Below are 20,998 nucleotides of genomic sequence, written 5' to 3' on the forward strand. Positions count from 1 at the left end.
CTCATGAACAGCACAGCAAGCCCCACCCGCAAGACCTACTACCGGTGCACACACGGCGCCCAGGCGTGCCACACCAAGCACCGCACCGCGAAGGCAGCGCTGGCCTGCTGCCCCGAGTACAGGGATATGGCCGCCATCAAGCGGGTGACCAGCTACCCGGAGCACGACAACATCGTGACGACCTTCTACCGCCGGGCCGCCTACATGCCGGGCGGATGGGCAATTGACCACTGATTGATCCCCACACCAAGCAAGGAGACAGAATGACCATCATCCCCACCCCCAAGCCAAGCGGCCGCCCCAGATACGCCGATGATGACCACCGGCCCGAGGATCGGGTCGATGCGGCCTTCGAGGCCGTGATGGATGCGGTGAGCGAGGCTATCGGCCTGGGCACGAAGCACTGGCAGCCGATCATCGATGCGGTGATCGATTACGGGACGGCGACGAGTTGGGCCACGTTCTGCACCTACAACCCCGAGCGGGAGAAGTCGTGAACGATCTGTGTGGCGTGTGCGGGGAGCTGTGGATGGACTGCGAGCACCTCGACCTCGGCGACGAGGGTGAAGCGGCCGCGGCCCTGACCGATGACGACATGAGCGCTAGCGGTTTGACGATCACGACCACGATTCGGCAGATGGGCGTCGGGGCTCATCGGTACTGGCGTGGGATCGTGGCCTACCAGAACCCCGACACGGGCGCGACGACGACCTTCGACGCGACCTGCGAACGGGAGTACTGGGCAATCGCCGAGTGGGCGGTGCGCACGAGCCGGAACCTGCTCCACGGCTGGAAGCCGAAGCGCCGGATCGTGCAGTGCCTCTGGTGCAACCAGGTACGCGACGGCAACGAGACCGAGTGCCGCCCGCCCGTACCGGCGACTCACGTCTGGGACGAGAGGTGGATAGATGCCTGAACGTCGTTCGCAGCGTGTGGGCATTGTGCGCATGGTGGGCCGCCGTACCCGGCTCGTGCGCATCGGAGATTACGGGGTGGGCTGGCTGGACTGGAGCGAGCTAATCGAAGCGTGGACGTTCCGGCCGCTCGGCAGCCAGTCGGTGCGGTTCACCGACAAGAATCTGCGCCGGTTGAAGGGCAGTATCCGGCACTGGTGGGAACATACCGAGTGCCCAGGCTGGAGGTTGCCCGACGATGCGGCTTGATGATGTGGCAGCGTTGCCGGTGGAGTGGGTCCGGACCCCACCCGCCCGCTTCGTGCGCCAGGAGGAGCTCGAAGCGCCCGACGAGGCTTTGGTGGGCCGTGTCATCTACTGGTCGCCGACTCGTGGCGCCCTTAGCTACGATCGGACCCGTGATGTCGGCCTCCTCATCCTGTCAGACGATTCGGGCTGGATGCTGGTCGCGTTAGAGAAGGCGCAACTGGGCACGACGGTTGAGCACGCCATCGCCGCTGCCGCGGCGTTGGGTCTGCGCCCCGGCGATCCGGCGCTCATGATGGTCGTTCGCTACCTGGGCATGAACGGCAAGGTCAAGCAGTACCGGGCCACCATTGGCGTACTGGCGGAGGGTGCGTCGGTGTGGCCCGCATAGGTAACCGCCAGTTCACCACGCGGGAACTGGGCTCGATTTTCGATGCGCTGGACCGCGGGGCGACCCGCCAGGACGTGCGAGGCCTGGTGACCCGGCTGCAGGGCCGTGGGATCGGCAACGATTCGATCCGCGACGTGCGCAGCACCTATGTGCGCCTGCGCCGGGCGCAGGGCTTCGACAAGCATGTGCGCGGCCGGTCTGTGCTTCCGGCCCGCGAGTCGCTGCCCGTGTCGGCACGCCCCCGGCCGCCTGTTATCCCCGGCATTGATCTGCGGGTGACGTTGCCCTTCGACACCATCTACGGCGCCCGTGTCGGCGTGTTCCCTGTGAACGAATCGGCACCCTCGCTGACACAGCAGTTAGCAGAAGCCTCCGACAAGCAGTACGGGTCACCTATCGCCCCTAATCGGGGCGTGCCAACGGGTGGCCCGCTGCGTGTTCGGACCCCACCAGAATTGACCAGCAGCCTCCCGAGAAGGAATCCATGAGACCCTTGAAACCCCTAGGCCAGGTGCGGGATCGCCGCTTCCTGGTATTCGTGAAGTGCATCGACTACAAGTCCGCCAACTGTTCGGCGGTGCATGGTGGCACCTTCATCTACCCGATTGGCCATTTCGGCGACCCGCCGATGGAGGAGAGTGTGTACGTGCCGCCGGATGCCGAGGTGTGGCCGCGCATACGCGAGTACGGCGACCGGCTGCTTGTGGTGTTCGGCGACGCCGCTCGCGATCTGTCGTTTTTGGGCGATCCGCCGGGCTTCCAGCGGGTGCGCCACGAGCTCGGCGAGGTGACTCCCCATGTCGTCAGGATCGAATACCGGTCCAGGGACAAGGTGCGCTACATCCGCGACTCTCGGGGAGTCATTGTGGACACGGTGCACGATGTGAGCAAACGGTCGGGCTGGAACCGGGCGATAGATGTCATGCAGCTTGGCAATATCCACCCGAAGGGCATCCTGGCCCACGAGGAGAAGGAACAGGTGGAGTGGCTGCGGGAATGGTCGCAGTTTCTCATGCGCCACGAGCTGGGGCGTATGGATTGGACCATCGCCCGCCAGGCGCTGCGCAGCCTCCGGCACTGGGTCACCCCCGACACCACGCTCTGGCAGCACACCAATCCGGACCTGCACGCGTACGAGTATCACGTGCGCAAGGCCCAGAAGCCGGTACGGGTGAGCCCAGTGCCGGGCCACTACGACAAGCTGTATTACATGGACTTCAATGCCTTCTATCCCCGGATCATGGCCACTAACCCCATGCCGGGCGAACTGATTGGCTGGTGGGATCGGGGAATGAGCATCGAGCACTTGGCGGAGATCATGAATAACTGGGACCGTCTGGTGCTGGTGGAGTACATGCACCAGGGCGCCCGGTACAAGGTCGCCACCGCTGGCATGCGCGAAGCCCTGGCCACATGCGACCCGGACGATCTGACGGTGCTGCGCTGCTCCGCCTACGAGCAGTCCGAGAGGTTGTCGTCATGGGCGCGCCGCATGCTGCATCTGCGTACCCTTGCCCCGGACCGCATCCGGCCGTCTGCGAAGGCCCTGAGCGTGGCCCTGTGGGGCAAGCTGTCGCAGCGCAACTACAGCTATGTTGACGTGACCGACGACATGACTGCCGAAGACGTGGAGGAGCTCGAACTGGCCCGCGACTTCGGCGCCGAGCACATCGACTTCGGCGACGTGACCCGCAAGCTCACACATGACGGCCGCGTGCTCGAGAATCGGCCCGACGCCTGGGCGCATGATCGCTGGCATGCCATCGGCGCCCACGTGCTCGAGAAGGGCCGCATAATGATGCAGCGGGCGATGGACGGCTGCAATGTGGTCTACGCCCACACCGACTCGATCTACTCGACCAACCCCATCCCGTACGTGGAGGCCCACGCAGCGCTGCAGGGCGACCTGTTCGACGTGCAGGTGCTCCGCGACGTCGAACTCGATGGTGGTGATCGGATCATCGAAGGCGAGTACGACGCCCGGCACGGCACCACCCGCCCCGGTATCCGCTGGATCTGGCCGAGCTCACCGGCCGCCCAACCCCATACGGCCTACTACCAGGAGGTAACGGCGTGACGGGCTTCGAGAATGTTCCGCTGCCGATGCGCAACGTACCGGCGGCTGCTCCCCTGAGCGGGGAATGGTGGACTCCCCCGGTGATCATCGAGGCCGCTCGCAAAGCGATGGGGAGCATCGACATGGACCCGGCGTCCTCCGCGGAGGCCAACAAGACCGTGCAGGCGTCGATGATCTACACGGCCCAGATGGATGGCCTGGCGCGCAAGTGGTCGGGGCGCGTGTGGTGCAATCCTCCCTTTAGCGAGATGACGGCCTGGGCCATGCATGCGATGGACCAGTACGAGCGCGGCGACATCCAAGCATTGTGTCTGCTCGGCCCGTGGGGCGCGAGCCGGTGGCAACCGCGGGCGTGGTCCACCGCCGACGGCATCTGCCTGATCGACAAGACGCTGCCGGGATGGCACGGCCCCGCCGCGGCCGCTTCGCCCAAGTCGGACCCGTGGGGGTATGGGCTCATCTGCTGCATCTTCGGCGTGGATCCGGCCCCCTTCAACGCTGTGGGAGTAGTGCGGTGAGACTGTCGCCCAAGCAGGCCCAGATCGCCGCCTACGGTGGCAGCCGCCATCGGTGGACCATCACCACCGGGCCGGTCGGTTCCGGCAAGAGCGAGGCCGCCCTGATCGGGTTCGCCCTGGCGCAGAGCCGGTATGGGGGCGCCGAGTTCGGCATCCTCACGAAGGGCCATCCACAGTTGGCGTCTGTGCTCAAGGGTGGCCTCGAACGGATCCTCGATCTGGACCTCACCCCCGACTCGGACGGGCGCATGTCGGTGCCGGGCGCCAACGGGCTACCCAACACCCTCATCGCGTTGGTCGCCCAGGACAAGCGCGCCGAACCGCGGCTGCGCAGTTTCAACTTGTGCGGAATGCTGCTCGAGGAGTTGACCACCCTCCCGCCGAGCATCGTCGCCGCTGCGAACGCCCGCTGCCGGGTCGGCGACGCCAAGCTGATCGGCACCACCAACCCCGACGGCCCGCTGCATCCGCTCAAGACGACATTGATCGACAACGCCGCCGACTATGACGCCCAGATCATCAAGACCACCCTGCGCGACAATCCGGGCCTATCGCCGGGCTACATCGCCAGCCTCAAGTCGTTCTACAGCGGACACATGTACGCCCGGATGGTGGAGGGGGAATGGTCGGCCGCCACCGGCCTCGTGTATCCCCGCTTCTACGAAGCCTCCCGCGGCGCCCCCGACGAGCCCATGCTGGTGCACGACATCGCCATCGATGTCGGCGAGTCCAGCGTCACACATGCACTGCTGATCGGGCGAACCGCGACCGGCGTGTCGTGGATCGTCGACGAGCTCCGCATCGACCACCAACTGCACGGGCAGCTAGAACCGCGGGAACTGGTAGCCAAGATTCGCCGATGGGCGACAACGTACGCTCCGAAGGTGGCGTCGATCATCGTGGACCCGGCCGCGCTCGCGGTGCGCCAGGAGTTCGCCACCCAGTACCAGGGCAGCCCGACAACGGTCGGCAAGGCGATGAACGACTGGGACGAGGGAGTGGCCGAAACCAACCTCTGGCTCGACACCCGCGCGCTCAAGATCTGGGGCGCCCGCTGCCCCGAACTGCTGCGCGAGCTCGGGCAACTCGTCTGGGACGAAGACCAGAGCATGATCGGCAAGGACATCCCGGTACCGAGCCCCGACCACGGCACCGACGCGATGCGCTACTACTGCCTGACCCGCGCCGTGCACGAGTTCGGCGGCAAGAAGGTCTGGGAAGCCCAACGCCGAGAGTTCCTAGAAAGGAAACGATGACGAGCGACTACAGCCACGAGACCTGGGTGTACCGGTGCAGCTACGAGGAAGCCCTGAAGCCGCGGCCGGTCCACCTCCGCAAGCCAGCCCAGCTAATAGAGATCGCCCACTGGGAAGGCTGGAAGCACCTCAGCGCCACAGCCGAACGGGGCCGCGTGCTGTGGATCAACCACGAGGGGGAATGGTACCGATGACCAACGGAGCCCTGGACCGCACGAAGCGCTGGCTCAGAGAGAACGACCTCGACACCTCCACGGACCCGGATGTGACGGTGCTGTTGGAGGCCGCGGCGGAGATGGACTGGCTCAACGACTCGAGCCGTGATCTGAGCGAGAAGGAACGGGTCGCGGCCCGCCGTACCGCCCGCCACGCCGTCACCACCGCGCGCCGCAACATCCAACGCCTGCTCGACGCTTCCACGTCGGCACGCCAGATGCGCCGACATCAGCTAATGTACGGAGGTGTAGCGGCCCGGTCGCTCGGCTGGGTCGACATGGCGCTCCTCCCCACCAGCCTCCGCGAGGACATCGCCGACCATCTCCGCACCGAGCACGACATCGACATCGACGACTACCGCGAGGAGGCCGTACAGCTATGACCATCGACCTCCGCTACCGCATCCAATGGACCGGCCCTACCGGCACGGTGACCAACGTCGAATCGCCACCCGCGGGAGCCTCCGAGTTCGCCGAGCTTGTGCGCGTCGATGTGGCGTCGATAGCGCCGCAGCCGTCACGGGTGGGCCGCGAACTAGCGCGGGTGCTGGGGCGCCGTGAATCACACTGGCCGTCGCGGGGCGCCACCTCCAACGTCGGGCCGTGGTCGCGCGACGAATCCAGGCGCCGGTTCTTCACCCGTCAGGGCCGCGGCGGCTCCGGCCGGTATCGTGGCTTCGTGCTCCTCAACTCCGCACTCAACGCCAGCGGGCGCCCATACGCCGGATACGTGGACCAGGGCATCGTCGGCCCCAACCGGTTCAACCCGAGCCGCTACGCCTCCGCTGCACGCCGTAGGGCCAACACGCGGGCCGTGCTGCGTACCTGGCGCGACCGATCCGAAGCGATCCTAGAGAAGGTGGCAGGCGGTGGCTAGGACGTTCATCCGGTACTTCATCGAAGCCCAGGACGAGACCGAAGACGCCGCCCGGTCGATCTCCGAGCGGTTCACCGACCTCACCCGTAACCTGGCGACCGGTTTCGCGACGGTGGCAGTAGCGCTGGTGGAGGGGATCACCGAGGCCATCGACCGCGCCGAGGGTGTCATCCAACGCCTCACCCGAGCGCAAGGCAACCTTGATAGCCAAGACCTCACCGCCGAACTGCTGCGCGCAGGCGTCGCCGAGAACGACGCCATAGCCGCCGTACAGGCCCTACAAGGCCCCGGCTCCGTGCTGGGCATTAGCGGCCCCGCAGCCGCCGCGCAGCTATCAGGCGTGTCCGCTATCGGCGCCGACCCGACCGGTGCGCTGCAGGCCGCCATCGGTTACGGCGTGGGCGGCGATTCGGCGCTCGACCAGATCGCCCTAGCCATAGCCACCGCCCAGACCAGCGGACAGGATCCGAGCGAACTAATCACCGCGCTCGAGGAGTACGGCCCGGTGCTAGCCGAGCTCGGGCTCAGCTTCCTCGAATCGGTCCAGTTCATCTCCGACCTGCGCCGCTCGGGTGTCCAGATATCCCGAGTCAGTCCGGCCCTGAACCAGTTCATCCGCCGCGCCTCCGCGGAGGGTGTGGACGCCCGCACAGCCACCCAGACCGCCTTCGATGCGATCCGCCAAGCCGAACCCGAACAGGCCAACGCCATCGCCCAGGGCCTCTTCGGCGCCGAAGGCGGCCTACGGCTTGCCCGTGGCGTTCGCACCGGCGCAATCGGGCTAGGCGAAGAACTCCGCTTCGATGAATCGATCCTCGGGCAGACATCGCTCGCCGGGCTGAACGCCCCCACCACCCGCGAAGCGTTCGACTCGGCAGCCACGTCGCTCACCCTCAGTGACAACCCCCTACACCGCATCATCGGCGGCCTCGCCCCCACCGCAGGCGACATCCCGCTGCTAGGCGACCTCACCCGCAACGCCCTACGCCCGTCGCTGCAAGGCCCCGGCGCCGGAACCACGCTCGGCGACAGCCTCGGCATCGCCGCCGAACTCGGCAACCTCAACGCCCACCTCGACGACCTCGTGAACATCAATCGCGCCCAACTAGACACCGCGCTGCTCAACCCCCAATCCCCCGACTTCGCCGAGCGCATCATCCAAGCCGCCAACACCGACCGAGGAAGACTCGCAGAATGACCGAACGCCACTGCCGCATCTGCGGCGACCCGCTCCCCGCCAAGCTCAACAAGCACGACCGCTGGGCCGACAGACGCGACACATGCCCGCGCAGCGTGAGCCCCGCCTGCTACAACGCCAAGCAGCTCCCCGACACCCGCAAACGTCGGGCCGCCCGCAAGGCGCCGATCGCCCCAGACGACGGCGCCCCAATCATCGCTCTCGCCGACATGGCCGCCGCGCCAGCCGACTGCTCATGCCATGTTCACGGCAACCGCGAGCGCACCTGCGCGGCCTGTGGCGGCACCAACTGCCGTACATGCGCCTCCCGAGCGAACGCCCGATATGTCGCCTAGCTGGCGCATCGACTGGGCCGACGACGGCTACCAGCACCCCGCCGCGGCGATCCCCGCCGGGCATCTCGTGTCCTGGCGCGCCCGCTGGGGCAGCGACCTCAGCCCCGGCTCCCCCAACGTCGGCATAGCCACCACCGACCTGGGCCACCTCGTGCTCATGTCCACCACCGGCCGCTACTGGCGCTCCGGCACGCTCACCCGCGACCAGCTACGTAAACCCCACGCCTACCAGATGCTCGACTCGACCGGATCGGTGCGCCGCACCGGCCGCTGCTTCCCCGCCCTCACGGTGCAAGGCACCGACGTGCAGCCCCGCACATGGATGCTGGAAGGCCCCGACACGCGCACGCTGCTCTCCAACGGCACCCTTGACGACGAAGCCGGGTCGATGGCGAGCATCATCGATGCCATCGTGGAAGCCTCCGGGATCCCGATCCGCACCAACGCCCTGCAGACCTTCACAGGGCTCGACTACTCGGGCTCATGGTCGGCGCTGCTGTCGATCCTCAGCACCTTCGTCGGCGGATGGGCCACCGAGACCGGGATAGGCCAAGTGCGGATCCTGACGCCCGGCGACATCGAGGAACGCTCGCCCATCGCCGAAGTCACCTCCGCATGGGGTCTCACCCGCGAACGTACTGGCATAGCCGAGGCGTACGGCCTCGTGCGCACACACGTCGCCTACCACGCCGCAGACCTGCCCAGAGCGCCCGCAGGCGGCGTCACGGCCGCCCTGGGCGGCAGCGTGTCCAACGAGGCCCTGGTAGCCGTCTACGGGCGCCGTGTGTTGAAGCTGCCCGACTGGTTCAGCCCCGGCGACCTAGCGATGGTGTTCGCCCAGCTACGACGCCTCATCGTCGCCCCCACCTTCGTCACCTTCGAGGTGGCCGACACCCCCGATTCCGAACGGATCGACTCTGGCGACGTGATCGTGGCCGAAATCCCCGGCCCCGAAGGCACCACCGCCTACAGCATGGCAGTGCTATCCACTGAGATACACGGCGACATGACCGCCGACACCCGACGGCTCATCACCGGGCTCAGCCTCACCGACGCCGCGGGCAACCTCCCCGGCGGCGACAACAGCGGCGACCCGAACCCCGTCTACCCGTCAGGCCCCGCGGCGCCCACCCTGAAACTGCTCGCAAACCACGACGTGCAGGTCATCCTCCCCGCCGGAATCAACACCAACGTCGACATCCAACGCGCGCCCAGCGGCGAACGCTCCGGCGACGAGGTGAAGATCATCGCCACAGATCACGCCCACGGCACCGCTTACACCGACACGCCCGGCCCCGGCACCTGGGACTACCGGCTACGCCGCCCCACCGGCGACAGCGGCCTATGGGGCCGCTGGGCCACCATCACCGTACCCCCCGTAGCCACCATCCCAGCCCCAACCCTCACCCTCATAGGCCAACCCGACACCATCCCACCCCCCAGCCTCAACCTCATAGCCGCGGACGAACCCGCGCCTGTGGGCTTCCCAACAAGAGCATGTACCGCCAACGGACCTGGCTATGCGTTCTTCGACGCCAATAACGCGACCTGGTTCATGGAGATATCCACCAATACCGGGCGACTTGTCCTCGCCTATTTGACAAGCGACTCCTCCACGTCCGCGGCCCGATCCGCTTACACCGCATCCGGCCTCCCTGGTCGGGCGCTGTTGGCAGCGGGGGCGAGTGTCGCGACCATGCCCGCGACCTGGGAAGGTTTCACCGATGGCGCAAAATCGTTCCAATTCAAGCAACGCTATGAGACCCCGTGCGCCTTCATCGACTGGGCTGGCAGCCGAGCAGATCGGCCCTTTGCGTTAGCGGACACGAGCTACACCGGCGCGGCCAATCCGGTCCTTACGTGGGGAGGCGCGCCCGTAGGTGACGATCCAGCGCTGCGCGGTCTGGGCGGCTGCGGTTAGGATGACACCATGACCACCCCCAAAGTACGGGCCGCATGGCCCATCGGATTCACACCCGCAGACCTCCAGCGCGCCCCATCCGGCGAACGCACCTCAATGGCGCAGATCATCTCCACCGGCAACGTCATCGGTGTAGTAGACGACAACCCCGGCGAAGGCACCTGGGACTACCGCATCCGCCACCCCAGCGGCGACAGCGGCGAATGGGGGCCATGGGCAAGCATCGCCGTATCGGCGCCCGGTACCGGATGGACGTTTGCCGGAGCGACTAGCGGGCAGTGGCTCTGGTATACGCCTGACGGCTTCCAAGTCATTGAATGGGATCAATCACACATCCACTGGTACAAGTCGAGCGCATGGGCCGAGGCTCAATATCCCGCAGGCGCCAATGCGATATTAGATGGGGAAACGTTCACATTGCCAGCGTGGGCCACCATTAGCGGCACCGCGGATAGCGGCACATACAGAACGACGAGTTCTAACACTTCCCAAAATGCCGCATTTTTGGGTGCTGGCTTCGTGGACCGCGCAACTGTGTATCACATTAGGTTCAGTAGCCCGCACACGCCCAGCAACGTCGGCACCTTCTCCTGGCCGTCGCTGCTGTAGGATGGCGCCGTGCCGAAGCTGACTGTCAACCTGGGCGATATCGGGGCTGGTTTCCCGGAGTCCACGGTCCGTATCTACCCGGTTTGGTCGGAGGATGCGCACCGGTTGGGGCAGGGCTTCGCCGATGCTGACGGCACGACATGGCTGCCCGACCCGGAGCTAGCGGTACCGGATTCGACCGGCACCGTGGTCTTCGACATCCCATCGTCTGACGACATCGGCGGCGCGTTCTACACGCTGGCGGTGGATGGCGGCCCGACCTGGGTAGGCATCGAGATGCCCGCCACAGATGCCGTGTTCACGCGTGCCCTGATCTCCGGTGCCCCGCTGCCACCCTTCGAAGGCTTCCGGCCGTCTGACCTGGCGGCCGACAACAACCCCGTGGTTGGCTGGGGCATCGTCGTCGCTGACGGCGACCAGTGGACCTTCCAGCTACAGGGCAGCGGTGGCGGTGGCATCACCGAGGTACGGCCCACAGACCTGGACGCCACCAACGCCCCCGCCATCGGTGACACGATCACGGTGGGCGATAGCAACGAATTCTCTTTCTCGCCGGTACCGATCTCGGGGTACGTGTACCACCAGAGCCACGAACTCGCCTTCACCCCGGTAACCAGCGAGCAGCCGTCGGCGAAGGCGTGGACAGTGACGGTGATGGACGACACCATCGACGGCGGCATCGTCGCCGGGCTGGACTTCATCACCGACTACCAGGGCTCCCTGATTGTCGATGTGGACACGACGGCTAGCTACTCGATCACCAACCGGATCGAGCACCATTTCGCCGACGGCACGATGATTGAAGCGGATCGCAGCATCGAATACCGCATCCCGCAGGGTGGCACGTTCACAGTGCCGATGGTGGCCTTCTCGGCGCGCTCGCAGATCGAGCTAGGTTCCTACACCGACCCGGCCGGGAACACGATCACGATCACCGAGGCCCTGCTGAAGCAGCCCGTCAGGATCGTTCACAAGATCGTATTGGCCCGCACCAACAACCAAGCCTTCAAGTTGGAGGCGGCGTCGATGGCTAACGGGCGCGTGACCTGGACGCAACTATCTGCCGTGGTACCCAATCCGGGCCAAGGCCCTCCCGGCGTGGACGGCGCCGACGGCCCCTACGACGTTGAGATCTACATCGACTCGGCTACCGCCCCCACCGCCGCCCCGACCGGCGGCACGGTCGATGTCGCCACAGCCACGGTGCTTACCGCCCCGACCGGCTGGACCATCGAAGCCCCGTCCACGATCACCGACAACCTGTACGTCAGCCGGGCACGTATCCGCCCGAAAACCGAGACGGGCACCGTCGTGCCGACGTGGGGCCATCCCTTCGAGATCGGCGCCCACGGCGCCACCGGCGCACCAGGAGCGCCTGGCAAGCCCGGCACCGACGCCACGGTGACCAAGGCCGCCGTCTACCCGATCACCGCCCAGATCATCAAGGGCAGCCGGTCGGTGACCGTCACCGCCAACGCCGCCGACCAGACGCTCACCCTGACCACCCCCGACGTGGCCCCGACCGACATCTACCCCGGCGTAGCCCAGATCATGCAGGGCTCCACCACGATCACCATCACCCCCGACAACGACGCCGAAACGCTCACCCTCACCATCCCGAACGAAGCGATAGGCCGCGCCCAACTATCGGCCTCCCAGCAGCTACCGCTAGAACTCGGCACCAAGGGCCAAAAGCTGGTTATCGGCGAGACCGTCGGCGTGAAGCACACGGCCTGGGTGGACGATGACAGCGCCGTCACACAGGAGGAGGTGTACCGCGAGAACAAGAAGATCCTGAAGACCACTGACGACACGGTGACGATCACGCCCGACGACAGCGGCAGCACCCTCACCCTGAAGGCCGAACCAACCCAAGCCCAGATCTACGACCTCGCCAAGACGATCTTCACGCCCGCCAACAACGACGTCATCTTCACCGACGACGACACCGAGCACACCACCACCATCGGCATCATCCGGGAGATCGTAGAGACCGACTGGGTGAACCTGCCCGTCGGCTTCGGCTTCCGGGTCGGCACCATCGTGCCCCGCTCCCGGCTGTGGTACATCTGCTACGTGGCCACCCAGAAGGGTGGCACCGGCCCCGACAACGACCCGGACCATTTCGAGCTACTCACCACCTGGGCGGGCAACTACAGCGACAGCCGGTACTACCTCACCGGCACCCAGACCCTCTACAAGAACCGGATCGCCACCGCGCTTGAAGCCATCGGGCCATCCGATGTAGCCCCCGACGCCGACGGGTCGAAGTGGCACCTCGACGGCGAAGAGGTCACCAAGGCCGCCGTCTACACCCAGGCCAAGGCCATCATCAAGCACGGCGGTGGCGTCGTCGTCACCCCCAGCGACGACGACGAGACGATCACCATCGCCGCGGACATCGACCCGGAGCACATCTTCGACGAGGTAGCCACCATCATCGAGGCCGGTAGCGGTATCGCCGTCACCCCGGACGCGGGCAACGAGAAGATCAGCATCGCCGCAAGCCCCTCCAAGGCAACCGAGTATCCCATCGTCAAGCAGATGCCCAAGGCGGGCAACAACGTGAAGATAACCTTCGACGACACTGCGCGCGAATGGGTTACCGATGTGCGGCTGCCCGACGAAGCAGCCCCCAGGGTGTACGCCCTGGACTCGCGCGACGTGCGCCAGGTGCTCCCCCCTTACAGCTATTCGATCACCAGCGAAGGCTTCAACCTCACCCCTGGGACGCGGTTCATGGAGCCCGGCCCCGTCTCCTACAACGGGTACGACAGCAGCCGCCCAGGCTTCGAGCGCGACACCACCAACTCGAGCAACAACTTCAACGGGCAGCGGTTCACCAACAAGAAAGCGGGCACCACCACCCGCACCCTCCACGTAGCGAGCGAGATCACGCTCGCCAACGAGCGCCAGTACTCCTCCGCGGAGACGCTCACCATGCGCGTCTATGTCGGCGGCTACTTCAAGAACGGCAACGCCCCCGATGGGCAGGTCATTTACACCAAGGTCTGGAACTTCACGGGCGGCTACCAGGACGCCTTCCACTACGACTTCGACCTCACCCTGTCGCAGCGGGGCCGCTCCGGCGAACACGACTGGTGGCGCTGCGACTACCTGTGGACCACCGGCTCCGGCGAAGTGGTCGCCGGGCAGATCCAGGCAGCGAAGCACACCGTGTCACTGCCCGCGCTCGGGAGCGTGCCCACCCAGGACTTCACACACAACACCACCAACGACCTCGACGAGATCCAGGACTGGATCCCACGCGAACTGAAGCCCCAGATCAGTTCAGTGTCGCGCATCATGACCTGGACGGTGAAGGCCCCCGACACGACCGGCACCAACGCCCCGAACGAGTCCGACAAGTCCGATGTACTGCTGCCCACCGTGGACAGCTCGACACCCTTCCTGCGGGCCGCCCAGGACTTGAGCCGCCTAAAGCTGCAATTCACCGGCGGCGCCGACGCCGACGGCGGCGACGTGTACCTGTGCACGAGAATCCAAGGCTTCCCCCCAACCGTGCTCGCCAACACCTCCGTTAGCTCCGCGTGGACCATCGATTTCACCGCGCAGGGTGTCATGGCGCTACAGGACTACTACCTGATCGACCCCACCGGCAACGGCGTAGCGGCCCAAGCAGCGAGCTGGAACGCTAACCCCGGCGGCCCCAAGATCAACAGCGTGATTGACGGCATATTCCACACCGCCCATCTGGTCGCCGGTATCAATTACACGCCCGAGGTTACGAGCGAAATCTCAATCGATGACGCCGAACTGACCGAAGCGGCCGAAGCGGGCCTCCTGCACGTCATCAGGATTTACTCCGGCAACACGGTTGCGGAACTGCCCCTGCGCGGCATCCCGCGCCCGGTGCCCTTCGGTTCCGGCAGCACCAAGCGCCAGCAGATCGGCGTGGGCCGCGTCAAGATCGACGCCCAGGGCACCGGCGGCAACCAGACACTGATCTGGGTCTCCCCGTACAGGGACATCCACGGCCTCCATTTCTCCATCCTGGGCAGCACCGGCAGCACCCAGCCCTGCTACGTGTCCGGCTGCGAGATCGAATACGCGAGGTATTTGGTCTAGCGATGCGCTATAGTCAACCCAGCCCCCAACAGAAGGAGTAAACTGCAACCATGCGCCAGTATCTCGGAGTCATGCTCTACCTTTCGGGCCTCGTGCTCGCCATCGCAGTATCCGCCGATGACAGCTTCACCAACGGCACCCCCCTGGTAGCCGTCGGCCTGTGCGCCGTCATCGTCGGCTACATCCTCCAGTTCTACGGACAGCCCAATGAGTGACCTCGCCGCCCAGGCGGCCCTTCTCCTGCAGCACCCGCAGAACGCCCACGCTGGCCCCCCCGCGGCGGACGTTCCTGCTGCACAAGTCGCTAGTGGGGATGCTGGCGGCCCGGCCGGTGCGGTGCCTCCGTACGCCGTACCGGCCGGGTACGTTCTCGTGCCCGCCCCCGCCGCCACGCCCGCCGCGGCCCAGCCCGCCCCGGCCCTGCCCGCCCCGGCGCCCGAGCCCACGCAGGTAGCCGCTCCACCGGCTACACCCGCGGCCCCGGCACCCGGAGTATCGGCCGACGTGATCGGTGCGATTGTGAGCGCTGTCATGGCAGCCACACAGCCCACCGCTGCACCGCAGGCCGCCCCGGCCCCGGCCGCTGCACCGTTGCCGCAGCCGATCCCGGCACGTGGCCAGCCCGTGCTCATGGCCCCCCCTGTCGCCGCCACGGCACCCCCGGCGCCGACCCCCCAGGCATCCTCGCTGGACCCCATGCTCCGCCAGTACGCCGCTCTTGACGAGATGTACAAGCGGGCAGTCCAAGCCACAGATGCCGCGATGGGCGGCTAACCGAAAGGGCGAGCTAGATGGCCTTCGCAACCGATACCAACTTCCTGCAGCGCTGGAGCGCCGAGACCACGGTTGCCTTCCTCCGCAACCTGACGATTGGCCGCCGGGTCAATCGGACCTGGGACGCCGAGGTAATGAACGCTGAAAAGGTCAGTGTCCAGAATCCGAACTACAACGTGTCGGTTACCACACCCTCCCGCAAGGCCGTCTGGGGCACCCCCAACGAGCCGGGCGCGACCAAGATCGACATCGACATGGACCAGATCGCCCGCGTCGAGAACATGCTCTGGGTCGAGGACGAGGTGGAGAACGTGGTACGCGACTATCGCAGCCGGTTGCAGACCGTCTCGATGTCGAGCATCGCCAAGGCGTACGAGGACAATTTGGTCGCCTACATGCTCGCCCTGACGGCAAGCTCGAAGGCGGCCGACAACGGCAACGCTGGCGGGATCGTCGAGATCGCCCAAGCGGGCGGTAACTCGGTTGGCTTCCAGCCCACCAGCGGCAAGCCCTTCGGCACCGCCGCGCAGCAGGCCGAGGCCCAGCAGTGGATCATCGACTTTCTGACCGATAGCAAGGTGATGCTGAACCGGGCCGACGTGCCCCAGCAGGACGCCGCCGGGTCGGTGATCGGCGGTAACGCTGGAGGGAACTTCTGGTGTTACATGCCGGTCGAGTTGTACGCCTACGGCTTGGCGCCCTGGCTGGAGGCCAAGGGCCTCAGCTTGGACTTCACCGCCCAGGTCATCCAGAACGTTGGCGTGTTCGGATCGGCCTTCGCAGGCAACCTGCGCGGCTTCGATCTGTTCGTCACCAACGCTCTCCCGCGGGCTGCCACCAAGGCGGCCTCGTGGAACATGCTGGCCGGTACCGACGCCGCCGTAGCGGCCCCCATGCGGGCCGTACGGAACTACATCACCGAGCCCCAGAACGCCAGCGCGGAACGGTTCGAATTCCGCCACACGGTGACCTACGGGCGCCAGTTGATCAACTCGAAGCTGCTCATCCGCGCCAAGTTCAACGCCGCCGACGGCACCTGATGACTGACGCCTACACGACATACGCCCAGGAGGCTTACTGGGGGAGCTCTAGCTCCGCCGTAAGCCTGGGCGCCGTCGTGACGGGTGCCCCCATCGCCGGGGAGGCACAGGTGACACGCCGCAGCGTGCTCAATGCCCAGTATCCGAGGCTCGTGCCGACCCGCGCTGACTATCGGGTAACGATCCCGCAGCTCCTGATCGGCGACGAATCCGAGGCCATGCGCGCCGCGCCCGAGGCCACGCTTGCGGTGATCCAGACCGACGCCGCAACGGCCCTGGTCATGCCCGCCCTGATAGCGGGAATCCCCAAGCAGGCCGAAGCGGGCGGCGAGATCGTCTCCAACCTCAACGTACAGCCCCGCGGGGGCGCAGTGCGCGCCAAGGCAACCGCGCTGGCTGGCAAGGCGATTACCGTCGCCTCCACCGACGAGGTGTACGTCGTGGTCACCAGCGGATCCGGTACCGTCACCCGCGGCAGCGCCTCGTTCACTGCGGCTGGCAAGGTGGCGATTGCCCACCTTTCGGATTCGGGTACCAGCGTGGTTCCCGCCGCTGGCGTGAAGGGATGGCTCCTCTCGGGGCCAGTGGCTACGGTATGAGCCTCACAAGCGCATCCAAGGTAGCCCTGGCGCTCGGGTCGGCCGCCTACGTGGACCTGTCGGCGGAGGCCGACGGGCTCGGGGCCTGGCAGATCGTCGACACCCGGCGCACCCGGCCGATACCATCGCTGCCCGGCGTGCTCGTGATCCAGCGGCTGCCCACCGGCACCGCCAGCGCCACGTTCACAGTCGACGACAACGCGACAACCCATCCGCTGCTGTTCATGCAGGTAGGCAAGACTGCCAAGCTGCGCGTACAGCCCTTCGGCACGAAGGCCGGGCTAGCCCAGACGATCCTCACCGGCATCCTGCGCACCATCACGATGTCCAATCCCCCCGACAATGCGCGCGTATTCAGTGTGACACTAGAGGCCAGCGCCGTAGACGACACCGCCCAGGCCTGAGCCCATGAGCATCTGGGGCCGCTTGCTGTCGGGCAACGAGAACGATGACCCGACCCTCGCCGCGCTTGATGAGGCCGCCCGTGACCGCTCCGGCGCCTACAGCGCATCCCAGCCGCTGCCACTGCCCGAGATCCAGTGGGCGCAGACCGTGGACGCCTCCGAGGTGCGCCGCGAGGAGCAATGGCCACCGACCCGTTTCGAGGTCCGCAACCAGCGCCTAGGGCTCTACCATGACCTCTGGCGCGGCGACATCTCCTCGCTCGTGGACCCGGCCCTGCTCGAAGACAACAGCGTGGGGCCGCAGAACATTTTCCGGCGTATCGCCAAGTTCTGCGCCGATCTGTTGGTGCGCGAACCGCCCACTATGGGCGACGATAACGGCAGCCTTGCCGACCTCGAACTGCTCCGCATCGGGCACAGCCTGGTCACCAACTCCATCCGCTACGGCGCGGCCTATCTGCTCATCGGCACCCTCGCCGGTGAACCGTGGCTCCGCAGTGTGGACGCCCGCTACGTCTACCCGCAGCCCACCCTCGGCGATTGGATCATCGCAGAGCCCCGCACTCGCGGCAATGCCACCACCCCCAACCTGCTCGAGTTCACGATCATCGCCGGCGGCGTCGGCTCTAACCGCATCATCCGAGGAACCCCGACCGGCAGCAACAGCCAGGTCACCATCGGCGCACCCGTCACAGAACTCGTCGACCTAGGCCCCATGCGGCTAATCCCCGTGTTGGCTCTCCCCGAACAGGCCGAAGGGATCATTGGCACAAGCTGGTACGACGACCTCGCCACCACCGTCGTACAGAAGGCCCGCAGGATGGCAGCCAACACCCGCGTGTTGGACGACAACGGCGACCCGCTCCTGCTGCTGCGCGGCAACCTCGACAACTACACCACGCTGCCCGGCGTACCCCAATCGGCCGCTGTGCGCACCAACGACCCCAACACCATCAAGCGCGACGCCAAGGTCGCCCGGCGCCTCCGCCAAGCCGGACCGCTCATCGTGCCCACCGGCATCGACAGCGCCGAGTACGTCACCTGGGACGGTGGCCTCACCGCATCGATGGCAATGCTCGAGCAACTAGACCGAGACTTCCACTTCATGTCCGGGATCCCCGCCGCGCTCGGGTCGGACACCGCGGTCCCCTCCGGCGTCTCCCTCAGGCGCATGTTCTGGCAATTCGACGCCGCCATCGCCCCCCTCTACCAGGCCAGCTTCTCCGCACTGGACACCGCAGCCCGCACCTTCGGACGGACCCTGGAATGGGAAAACGCCTTCGAGGTAATCGAAGACGCGCCCGAGGCCACAGCCGCCGAAGACGTACCCGACGAAGCCACAGCCCGCCGCGGCGAATCGGAGACCGCATGAACCTATACGAACAGATCGACAAGATCCTAAGCGCCGAGTACCCCGTCGCGCCCTACGGCTACGTACCCCAAGTCGCAACCATCATGCTGCGCACCGGCGGCATCGTCGAAGGCCGCAGGCTCATCGAAGCCATCCTCGTGGTGCCCTACCAGCACCCGGAGCCCGAGGCCACCCTGGCCGCCTTCACCGACCTCGTGTACGAAACGCTCCGGCCCCACCTCGTCGAACTGACCGCGAGCCGGATGCCCGACTACGTGGTAGCCAACCGCGAGCGCACCACGCGCCCAGGCCATCCCGCCATGCTCATATCCGGCGCAGGCCGCAACGCCGGAATAGGCAGCGGCAGCTAGACATGCTACAATCCCCACCATCCCCCAGCGAAAGGCCCCAGGCCCATGAAAGCTCACCCGGTGATCACCTACACGGACCAGGGCTACCCACTCCCCCCCAGCGACCTCCGCAACTACGCCTACCCCTGCGGCTGCAACCATTACGTCGCGCTCTGCGGCTCCTACCGATGGTGGCGCAACCCTAGCTGCACACACGACCGATGACTCAACCACGCGGGCGAACTGTGGAGCGAGCATGTCGACTACTAAAAGTGCGCCCCGGCGTGTACCTAGATGAACCGCTGCCGGAAGGCGTTTCTACCTTCGACCACGTATCCATCGTGTACGCCGAGATCCTCTGCACCGATCACCGCTGGCGCCGAGTCCACGGCCCCTGCGTCAAATGGCACTCCGTCGACGGGCAACTCGTCCCCAAGCAAGACCATGAGAGGCTATTTAATGGCTAAAAGCACATCGGCCTTCGGAAACAAGAAGTTCCGCAAGAACCGCGGTCGCCGCAACCAAAAACCCTACAACCGCAACGACTACAAGCAAAGGCAGCAGCGCACATGACACTCCCCACACCACACGGCCTGCACTGTCACCCCGACAACCTCGGCACCAAACGCTTTACCTGGAGCGGAGTGCATACCGTCACCGTCGAGCGGTACCGCAGTTGGATCGTGCATTACGCCTGGACCGGCGATACGCACACGTGGTACATGTGGCGCACCAACACCACACAGCAGCCGCGGCCGGACATCAGCAGCGAACGCCGCCACGACACGCTGTCGGACGCCCGGCAATGCGCCCGCGGCGTCGTGGACTGGCTCCTCGCCGACGAAAGCTGACACTGCTATAATGGACCCCATGATGAACCAAGACCACGGCGGCGTCTTCGACGGCAAGACCGGACAGCGGATCCAAGACCAAGCACCAAGCCCCCCCACACCGCGACCCGGCGAAACGCCCCCCGACTGGGAGAACGACTGGGGTGGCGTGTACGACGGCAATACCGGCGAACGGCTAGACGCCGAAGGCCAAGCCGACCTCGCCGACACAGACGAAGTCGAAGACCTAGACTTCACCCCCCCACCCCCCGACGACCGCCCCATCCCCGAAAGCGACTAGCATGAACGACCAGGCAGGATTCACCCCCGACGGCGACAGCAACAGCGTGCCGTACATCGTCAACGAGCTCGCCACACCCCTCAAGAGCGAGGGATTAGATAGCTGGGACAAGCTCCTATTTGGCGCCCTGGCAGGCTTCGGAATCATGATGCTGGCAATATTCGTCGCCCTAGTCTGGCCCGACGAAGCCCCACCCCCCCCGCAGCCTCCCGTGCTTGTAGGCGACAGCGGTAGCCAAACAATCACGCCTACCGAGAATCTCGTCGATGCCGCGGCCGCCATCGAGCAAGCCCACGAAGGCATCGGCAACATCATCCACCACGACGACGGCAACTGGGACAACGACGGCTGCGGAGTCAACTGCGAGCGTGCCCTATCCGATGCGGTATCCAAGAGAACGCGCGCCTGCTTCGAGATCGGCCCGGACATCACCAGCCTCCAGACCTGGGATCACAACCAGACCGTGGGCCACGCCTGCGACGCCGCCGGATACTGGCTCGGGCAAACGCTGCCCGTAGACGACGCCACTCACCACGCCGAATATCAGCTCGGCATCCTGCGCGACGCGCTCAACGCGGTCGTCAAGCAGCGCTCCAGCCCATGAGCGCCCTGCCGCTCCGGCGCACATGCTCAGGGTGCGACGACGTGCTCAAGGACACCGACCCGCCCGGCGGAGAGTGGTGCATGATCTGTTTCCTTGTCG

28 protein-coding genes are annotated in these 20,998 nt (G+C 66.1%); 27 read left to right on the forward strand and 1 reads right to left on the reverse strand.

Translation table 11 applies throughout. From position 1 onward, the window contains the following. The 24 genes from ACOOGG_RS00930 to ACOOGG_RS01045 all read left to right on the forward strand — a co-directional run. Window positions 1-234, forward strand: a 234-nt coding sequence (locus ACOOGG_RS00930; RefSeq protein WP_420431344.1) for a hypothetical protein, incomplete at its 5' end; no start/stop codon positions are given. A gap of 29 nt (window positions 235-263) precedes the next feature. Continuing rightward, window positions 264-497, forward strand: a complete 234-nt coding sequence (locus ACOOGG_RS00935; protein WP_420431346.1) for a hypothetical protein — start codon at window positions 264-266, stop codon at window positions 495-497. Beyond that, on the forward strand, window positions 494-916 hold the full coding sequence (locus ACOOGG_RS00940; protein ID WP_420431348.1) for a hypothetical protein: 423 nt from the start codon (window positions 494-496) through the stop codon (window positions 914-916). Before ACOOGG_RS00935 ends, ACOOGG_RS00940 begins: the two co-directional genes overlap by 4 nt. Then, on the forward strand, window positions 909-1,163 hold the full coding sequence (locus ACOOGG_RS00945) for a hypothetical protein (protein ID WP_420431272.1): 255 nt from the start codon (window positions 909-911) through the stop codon (window positions 1,161-1,163). The genes ACOOGG_RS00940 and ACOOGG_RS00945 overlap by 8 nt, the downstream gene beginning before the upstream one ends. A 19-nt stretch (window positions 1,164-1,182) precedes the next feature. Beyond that, window positions 1,183-1,551 (forward strand): hypothetical protein, encoded by a 369-nt coding sequence (locus ACOOGG_RS00950; protein ID WP_420431350.1) that lies wholly within the window; start codon window positions 1,183-1,185, stop codon window positions 1,549-1,551. Further along, a complete protein-coding gene (locus ACOOGG_RS00955) occupies window positions 1,539-2,039 on the forward strand; it encodes a hypothetical protein (RefSeq protein ID WP_420431352.1) in 501 nt (166 codons plus the stop codon). The genes ACOOGG_RS00950 and ACOOGG_RS00955 overlap by 13 nt, the downstream gene beginning before the upstream one ends. Next, window positions 2,036-3,628 carry a hypothetical protein gene (locus ACOOGG_RS00960; RefSeq protein ID WP_420431354.1) on the forward strand — a complete coding sequence of 531 codons (1,593 nt, stop codon included), beginning with the start codon at window positions 2,036-2,038 and terminating at the stop codon, window positions 3,626-3,628. The genes ACOOGG_RS00955 and ACOOGG_RS00960 overlap by 4 nt, the downstream gene beginning before the upstream one ends. Next, entirely contained in the window at window positions 3,625-4,146 is a 522-nt protein-coding gene (locus ACOOGG_RS00965) for a DNA N-6-adenine-methyltransferase (protein WP_420431356.1), read from the forward strand. The genes ACOOGG_RS00960 and ACOOGG_RS00965 overlap by 4 nt, the downstream gene beginning before the upstream one ends. Further along, on the forward strand, window positions 4,143-5,402 hold the full coding sequence (locus ACOOGG_RS00970) for a terminase large subunit domain-containing protein (protein ID WP_420431358.1): 1,260 nt from the start codon (window positions 4,143-4,145) through the stop codon (window positions 5,400-5,402). The genes ACOOGG_RS00965 and ACOOGG_RS00970 overlap by 4 nt, the downstream gene beginning before the upstream one ends. After that, window positions 5,399-5,596 (forward strand): hypothetical protein, encoded by a 198-nt coding sequence (locus ACOOGG_RS00975; RefSeq protein WP_420431360.1) that lies wholly within the window; start codon window positions 5,399-5,401, stop codon window positions 5,594-5,596. Before ACOOGG_RS00970 ends, ACOOGG_RS00975 begins: the two co-directional genes overlap by 4 nt. Next, window positions 5,593-6,000 carry a hypothetical protein gene (locus tag ACOOGG_RS00980; RefSeq protein ID WP_420431362.1) on the forward strand — a complete coding sequence of 136 codons (408 nt, stop codon included), beginning with the start codon at window positions 5,593-5,595 and terminating at the stop codon, window positions 5,998-6,000. Before ACOOGG_RS00975 ends, ACOOGG_RS00980 begins: the two co-directional genes overlap by 4 nt. Next, entirely contained in the window at window positions 5,997-6,494 is a 498-nt protein-coding gene (locus tag ACOOGG_RS00985) for a hypothetical protein (RefSeq protein WP_420431364.1), read from the forward strand. The genes ACOOGG_RS00980 and ACOOGG_RS00985 overlap by 4 nt, the downstream gene beginning before the upstream one ends. Further along, on the forward strand, window positions 6,487-7,692 hold the full coding sequence (locus ACOOGG_RS00990; protein WP_420431366.1) for a phage tail tape measure protein: 1,206 nt from the start codon (window positions 6,487-6,489) through the stop codon (window positions 7,690-7,692). Before ACOOGG_RS00985 ends, ACOOGG_RS00990 begins: the two co-directional genes overlap by 8 nt. Then, complete coding sequence (locus tag ACOOGG_RS00995) at window positions 7,689-8,027, forward strand: hypothetical protein (protein WP_420431368.1); 339 nt, start codon at window positions 7,689-7,691, stop codon at window positions 8,025-8,027. The genes ACOOGG_RS00990 and ACOOGG_RS00995 overlap by 4 nt, the downstream gene beginning before the upstream one ends. Continuing rightward, a complete protein-coding gene (locus tag ACOOGG_RS01000; RefSeq protein WP_420431370.1) occupies window positions 8,017-9,948 on the forward strand; it encodes a hypothetical protein in 1,932 nt (643 codons plus the stop codon). Before ACOOGG_RS00995 ends, ACOOGG_RS01000 begins: the two co-directional genes overlap by 11 nt. 9 nt (window positions 9,949-9,957) lie before the next feature. Beyond that, window positions 9,958-10,557 carry a hypothetical protein gene (locus tag ACOOGG_RS01005; protein WP_420431372.1) on the forward strand — a complete coding sequence of 200 codons (600 nt, stop codon included), beginning with the start codon at window positions 9,958-9,960 and terminating at the stop codon, window positions 10,555-10,557. A 9-nt stretch (window positions 10,558-10,566) separates the two neighbouring features. After that, entirely contained in the window at window positions 10,567-14,646 is a 4,080-nt protein-coding gene (locus tag ACOOGG_RS01010) for a hypothetical protein (RefSeq protein WP_420431374.1), read from the forward strand. A 50-nt stretch (window positions 14,647-14,696) separates the two neighbouring features. Continuing rightward, the gene (locus ACOOGG_RS01015; RefSeq protein ID WP_420431244.1) at window positions 14,697-14,861 is read left to right on the forward strand and encodes a hypothetical protein; all 165 of its coding nucleotides are present in this window, start codon (window positions 14,697-14,699) and stop codon (window positions 14,859-14,861) included. After that, window positions 14,854-15,420 carry a hypothetical protein gene (locus ACOOGG_RS01020; RefSeq protein WP_420431376.1) on the forward strand — a complete coding sequence of 189 codons (567 nt, stop codon included), beginning with the start codon at window positions 14,854-14,856 and terminating at the stop codon, window positions 15,418-15,420. The genes ACOOGG_RS01015 and ACOOGG_RS01020 overlap by 8 nt, the downstream gene beginning before the upstream one ends. 17 nt (window positions 15,421-15,437) lie before the next feature. Further along, window positions 15,438-16,460 carry a hypothetical protein gene (locus ACOOGG_RS01025; RefSeq protein WP_420431378.1) on the forward strand — a complete coding sequence of 341 codons (1,023 nt, stop codon included), beginning with the start codon at window positions 15,438-15,440 and terminating at the stop codon, window positions 16,458-16,460. Further along, window positions 16,460-17,059, forward strand: coding sequence for a hypothetical protein (locus ACOOGG_RS01030; protein ID WP_420431380.1), 600 nt, complete (start codon window positions 16,460-16,462; stop codon window positions 17,057-17,059). The genes ACOOGG_RS01025 and ACOOGG_RS01030 overlap by 1 nt, the downstream gene beginning before the upstream one ends. Then, complete coding sequence (locus ACOOGG_RS01035; RefSeq protein ID WP_420431382.1) at window positions 17,056-17,463, forward strand: hypothetical protein; 408 nt, start codon at window positions 17,056-17,058, stop codon at window positions 17,461-17,463. The genes ACOOGG_RS01030 and ACOOGG_RS01035 overlap by 4 nt, the downstream gene beginning before the upstream one ends. Before the next feature lie 4 nt (window positions 17,464-17,467). Further along, window positions 17,468-18,835: a hypothetical protein gene (locus ACOOGG_RS01040; RefSeq protein ID WP_420431384.1), complete on the forward strand. Its 1,368-nt coding sequence runs from the start codon at window positions 17,468-17,470 to the stop codon at window positions 18,833-18,835. Next, window positions 18,832-19,185: a hypothetical protein gene (locus ACOOGG_RS01045; RefSeq protein ID WP_420431386.1), complete on the forward strand. Its 354-nt coding sequence runs from the start codon at window positions 18,832-18,834 to the stop codon at window positions 19,183-19,185. The genes ACOOGG_RS01040 and ACOOGG_RS01045 overlap by 4 nt, the downstream gene beginning before the upstream one ends. A gap of 269 nt (window positions 19,186-19,454) precedes the next feature. Here ACOOGG_RS01045 and ACOOGG_RS01050 read toward each other — a convergent pair whose 3' ends face one another. Further along, a complete protein-coding gene (locus ACOOGG_RS01050; RefSeq protein WP_420431388.1) occupies window positions 19,455-19,610 on the reverse strand; it encodes a hypothetical protein in 156 nt (51 codons plus the stop codon). A gap of 123 nt (window positions 19,611-19,733) precedes the next feature. Here ACOOGG_RS01050 and ACOOGG_RS01055 point away from each other — a divergent pair, with 123 nt between their 5' ends. The 3 genes from ACOOGG_RS01055 to ACOOGG_RS01065 are packed head-to-tail and all read left to right on the forward strand — an operon-like array spanning window position 19,734 to window position 20,899. Continuing rightward, complete coding sequence (locus tag ACOOGG_RS01055; protein WP_420431390.1) at window positions 19,734-20,015, forward strand: hypothetical protein; 282 nt, start codon at window positions 19,734-19,736, stop codon at window positions 20,013-20,015. A 19-nt stretch (window positions 20,016-20,034) separates the two neighbouring features. Next, window positions 20,035-20,295: a hypothetical protein gene (locus ACOOGG_RS01060; RefSeq protein ID WP_420431392.1), complete on the forward strand. Its 261-nt coding sequence runs from the start codon at window positions 20,035-20,037 to the stop codon at window positions 20,293-20,295. Window position 20,296: 1 nt separating this feature from the next. Further along, window positions 20,297-20,899, forward strand: a complete 603-nt coding sequence (locus tag ACOOGG_RS01065; RefSeq protein ID WP_420431394.1) for a hypothetical protein — start codon at window positions 20,297-20,299, stop codon at window positions 20,897-20,899. Window positions 20,900-20,998: the final 99 nt, after the last annotated feature.

This window comes from Candidatus Poriferisocius sp. (assembly GCF_965214065.1).
GTDB lineage: Bacteria > Actinomycetota > Acidimicrobiia > Acidimicrobiales > Bin134 > Poriferisocius.

What these genes read in the sequence shown, in the direction of transcription:
- ACOOGG_RS00935 (WP_420431346.1), top strand. Translation starts at nt 264, where the DNA reads ATGACCATCATCCCCACCCCCAAGCCAAGCGGCCGCCCCAGATACGCC.
- ACOOGG_RS00945 (WP_420431272.1), top strand. Translation starts at nt 909, where the DNA reads ATGCCTGAACGTCGTTCGCAGCGTGTGGGCATTGTGCGCATGGTGGGC.
- ACOOGG_RS00960 (WP_420431354.1), top strand. Translation starts at nt 2,036, where the DNA reads ATGAGACCCTTGAAACCCCTAGGCCAGGTGCGGGATCGCCGCTTCCTG.
- ACOOGG_RS00975 (WP_420431360.1), top strand. Translation starts at nt 5,399, where the DNA reads ATGACGAGCGACTACAGCCACGAGACCTGGGTGTACCGGTGCAGCTAC.
- ACOOGG_RS00980 (WP_420431362.1), top strand. Translation starts at nt 5,593, where the DNA reads ATGACCAACGGAGCCCTGGACCGCACGAAGCGCTGGCTCAGAGAGAAC.
- ACOOGG_RS00985 (WP_420431364.1), top strand. Translation starts at nt 5,997, where the DNA reads ATGACCATCGACCTCCGCTACCGCATCCAATGGACCGGCCCTACCGGC.
- ACOOGG_RS00995 (WP_420431368.1), top strand. Translation starts at nt 7,689, where the DNA reads ATGACCGAACGCCACTGCCGCATCTGCGGCGACCCGCTCCCCGCCAAG.
- ACOOGG_RS01000 (WP_420431370.1), top strand. Translation starts at nt 8,017, where the DNA reads ATGTCGCCTAGCTGGCGCATCGACTGGGCCGACGACGGCTACCAGCAC.
- ACOOGG_RS01005 (WP_420431372.1), top strand. Translation starts at nt 9,958, where the DNA reads ATGACCACCCCCAAAGTACGGGCCGCATGGCCCATCGGATTCACACCC.
- ACOOGG_RS01015 (WP_420431244.1), top strand. Translation starts at nt 14,697, where the DNA reads ATGCGCCAGTATCTCGGAGTCATGCTCTACCTTTCGGGCCTCGTGCTC.
- ACOOGG_RS01020 (WP_420431376.1), top strand. Translation starts at nt 14,854, where the DNA reads ATGAGTGACCTCGCCGCCCAGGCGGCCCTTCTCCTGCAGCACCCGCAG.
- ACOOGG_RS01025 (WP_420431378.1), top strand. Translation starts at nt 15,438, where the DNA reads ATGGCCTTCGCAACCGATACCAACTTCCTGCAGCGCTGGAGCGCCGAG.
- ACOOGG_RS01030 (WP_420431380.1), top strand. Translation starts at nt 16,460, where the DNA reads ATGACTGACGCCTACACGACATACGCCCAGGAGGCTTACTGGGGGAGC.
- ACOOGG_RS01035 (WP_420431382.1), top strand. Translation starts at nt 17,056, where the DNA reads ATGAGCCTCACAAGCGCATCCAAGGTAGCCCTGGCGCTCGGGTCGGCC.
- ACOOGG_RS01040 (WP_420431384.1), top strand. Translation starts at nt 17,468, where the DNA reads ATGAGCATCTGGGGCCGCTTGCTGTCGGGCAACGAGAACGATGACCCG.
- ACOOGG_RS01045 (WP_420431386.1), top strand. Translation starts at nt 18,832, where the DNA reads ATGAACCTATACGAACAGATCGACAAGATCCTAAGCGCCGAGTACCCC.
- ACOOGG_RS01050 (WP_420431388.1), bottom strand. Translation starts at nt 19,610, where the DNA reads ATGGTCTTGCTTGGGGACGAGTTGCCCGTCGACGGAGTGCCATTTGAC.
- ACOOGG_RS01055 (WP_420431390.1), top strand. Translation starts at nt 19,734, where the DNA reads ATGACACTCCCCACACCACACGGCCTGCACTGTCACCCCGACAACCTC.
- ACOOGG_RS01060 (WP_420431392.1), top strand. Translation starts at nt 20,035, where the DNA reads ATGATGAACCAAGACCACGGCGGCGTCTTCGACGGCAAGACCGGACAG.
- ACOOGG_RS01065 (WP_420431394.1), top strand. Translation starts at nt 20,297, where the DNA reads ATGAACGACCAGGCAGGATTCACCCCCGACGGCGACAGCAACAGCGTG.